3 protein-coding genes are annotated in these 2,945 nt (G+C 68.3%); all 3 read left to right on the top strand.

Translation table 11 applies throughout. The features are described from left to right. Positions 1-891 (top strand): chaperonin GroEL (gene groEL, locus QZ588_RS17940; RefSeq protein WP_295544475.1); only part of this gene is annotated, 891 nt, incomplete at its 5' end. Between the two features lie 266 nt (positions 892-1,157). Beyond that, the gene (locus QZ588_RS17935) at positions 1,158-2,033 is read left to right on the top strand and encodes a D-alanyl-D-alanine carboxypeptidase family protein (protein WP_295544474.1); all 876 of its coding nucleotides are present in this window, start codon (positions 1,158-1,160) and stop codon (positions 2,031-2,033) included. Between the two features lie 59 nt (positions 2,034-2,092). After that, positions 2,093-2,851, top strand: a complete 759-nt coding sequence (locus QZ588_RS17930; RefSeq protein WP_295544473.1) for a type III pantothenate kinase — start codon at positions 2,093-2,095, stop codon at positions 2,849-2,851. The last annotated feature ends 94 nt before the right edge of the window (positions 2,852-2,945 follow it).

Raw genomic sequence — 2,945 nt, 5'->3', positions numbered from 1 at the left:
GACATCGAGGGCGAGGCCCTGGCCACCCTGGTGGTCAACTCCATCCGCGGCATCATCAAGGTCTGCGCCGTCAAGGCCCCGGGCTTCGGTGATCGTCGTAAGGCCATGCTGCAGGACATCGCCATCCTCACCGGCGGCACCGTCATCAGCGAAGAAGTCGGCCTGACGCTGGAGAAGGCCACGCTGAACGAGCTCGGCTCCGCCAAGAAGGTGCAGATCAGCAAGGAAGAGACCACCATCATCGACGGCGCCGGTCAGGACGACGAGATCAAGGGCCGCTGCGAGCAGATCCGTGCCCAGATCGAAGACACCACCTCCGACTACGACCGCGAGAAGCTGCAGGAGCGCCTGGCCAAGCTCGCCGGCGGTGTCGCCGTCATCAAGGTGGGTGCCGCGACTGAAGTGGAGATGAAAGAGAAGAAGGCCCGCGTCGAGGACGCCCTGCACGCCACCCGCGCGGCGGTGGAAGAGGGCATCGTGCCCGGCGGCGGCGTCGCCCTGGTGCGTGCGCTCACCAGGATCCGCGGCACCATCCACGGCGCCAACAAGGAACAGGACGTGGGTGTCAGCATCGCCCTGCGCGCCATGGAAGAGCCCCTGCGTCAGATCGTCACCAACGCCGGTGCCGAGGCCAGCGTGGTGCTGCACAAGGTCGCCGACGGCGAGGGCAACTTCGGCTACAACGCCAGCAACGGCGAGTACGGCGATCTGGTGGCGATGGGCATCCTCGACCCGACCAAGGTCAGCCGCACGGCGCTGCAAAACGCCGCTTCCGTGGCCGGACTGATGATCACCACCGAGGCCATGGTGGCCGAAGAGCCCAAGGAAGAGGCGCCGATGCCCGCCGGCGGCGGCGGCATGGGCGACATGGGCGGCATGGGCATGATGTAACAGCAAATTGCCTTGCCCGACGGCGGTAACGCCGTCATGCCCGCCATGGATGGCGACCAAAAGCCCCGCTTGAGCGGGGCTTTTGCGTCTTTGCCGCCGGCACCGCCCAACGCCGCCCCGGCCACGCCCGCCGGCGCGAAGCGGCAGGCATGATCGCGGCCAACGTACGGCGCTACCCGACATCCCCGCCGCAACACTTGCTCAGACCGTGCCATACTCTAAGACCATTACGCCGTAGCAACAAACAGCTGGCGAGAAGACCTCAGATGAGACCGCAAACCAAGGCACGCCGCTGCGTCATCGCGGCCGTCATGGGCTGTGCACTGCTCGCAGGCATGGCGCCGGTGCTCGCAGGGCCGGACATCCGCTCGGCGGTGGCGCTGATCATCGACCACAACGGCAACCGGCTCTACAGCCGTAACCCGCAAGAGGTCCGGCCCATCGCCAGCATCACCAAGCTCATGACGGCCATGGTGGTGCTCGACGCCGCGGTGCCCCTCGACGACCCCGTCACCATCACCGAGCAGGACCGCGACCGCCTGCGCTGGAGCCGCTCCCGGCTCTACACCGACGAGGCGACGCTGACGCGGCGCGACATGCTGCGTGTCTCGCTCATGTCCTCCGACAACCGCGCCGCCCATGCGCTGGGCCGCACCACCTTCGCCGGCGGCACCGACGCCTTCGTCGCGGCCATGAACGCCAAGGCGCAAGCACTCGGCATGCGCGACAGCCACTTCGCCGACGCCTCGGGCCTCGACGCCGGCAATACCTCCACCGCCGAGGACCTGGTGCGACTCATCCACGCCGCCGCACAGTACCCACTCATCCGCGACATCACCTCCACGGGCGAATTCACCGCCCACCCCTACACCGAAACCAAACGCGGACCGCTCCAGTATCGCAACACCAACCCGCTGGTGCGCGACAGCCGCTGGACCGTGGAGCTGAGCAAGACCGGCTATATCCACGAAGCCGGTCGCTGCCTGGTGATGCAGGCCGTGGTCGCCGACCGGCGGCTCTACATCGTCCTGCTCAACGCCCAGGGTAAGCTCACGCCGGTGGGAGACTCCAACCGGCTGCGGGATTGGCTGCGCAACAGCGGCGACCAGCTCACCGCCGGGCTGGACCCGCGCCACCGCTGATGTGCCCGCCGATGGGCACCGCAGCCAGCACGGATCGGCGTGCGCAACGGCACGGACCCATGCAACTCCTGGTCGATATCGGCAACAGCAGCATCAAATGGGCGTTGCGCGCCGGACAGCGTGCGCCCCTGACGGGCGTTGGCTCAGCGCTGCACAACGGCGCCCTGCCAATGGACCTGCTGGCGATCTGGGACGCACTGGACCAGGTCGACGCCATCTTCGCCGCCGGCGTCGGCCCCCAAACCGTCAAGGATGCCGTCATCCAGGTCTGCGAATCGCGCTTCGACCGCCGCCCGCGCTGGATTCGCACCCAGCCCCGGGCCCTCGGCGTGCGTATCGCCTACCCCGTGCCCGAGCGCCTCGGCGTCGATCGTTTCCTGGCCCTGGTCGCCGCTCATCAGCGTGCACAAGCCGACGCAGCCGCAACCGCCAGCCTCATCGTCGACGCCGGCACTGCCATCACCTACGACCTGCTCACCGCCGACGGCCAGCACCTGGGCGGTCTCATCCTGCCCGGCATCGGCCTCATGCGCACGGGCCTGCTCGCCGGCACCCAGATCCCGCTCCACGAGCCCGCCGACGCCGATCTGCCCTGGGCCGCCGACACCGGCGAAGCCATCGCCGCCGCCAGCATCCAGGCCCCGGCGGCCCTTCTCGAGCGCCTGCACCAGCGCTTACAGGCGCACACCGGCACCCCGCCACACCTTCTCCTCACCGGCGGCGACGCCGGGCGCCTCGCCGCCGCAACCCATCTGTCCACCGAGCAGATCCCCGAGCTCGTCCTGCGCGGCCTCGCCGCCGTCGCCGCCGTCGATTGAGGCAGTCCGCTCAGGAGCTAGGAGCCTGTCCGACTTAGGCTCAGGATTCGGTCTTATCCGTGTGCTACTGCCAAAAAATATACGAATCGGTTTA

Source organism: uncultured Thiohalocapsa sp. (assembly GCF_913062725.1).
In the GTDB taxonomy this organism is placed as follows: domain Bacteria; phylum Pseudomonadota; class Gammaproteobacteria; order Chromatiales; family Chromatiaceae; genus Thiohalocapsa.
This window is presented reverse-complemented; position numbering and strand designations above follow the sequence as displayed.

Bases quoted from the DNA above. Each gene is read 5' to 3' on its own strand.
- QZ588_RS17935 (WP_295544474.1), top strand. From the start codon at position 1,158: ATGAGACCGCAAACCAAGGCACGCCGCTGCGTCATCGCGGCCGTCATG.
- QZ588_RS17930 (WP_295544473.1), top strand. From the start codon at position 2,093: ATGCAACTCCTGGTCGATATCGGCAACAGCAGCATCAAATGGGCGTTG.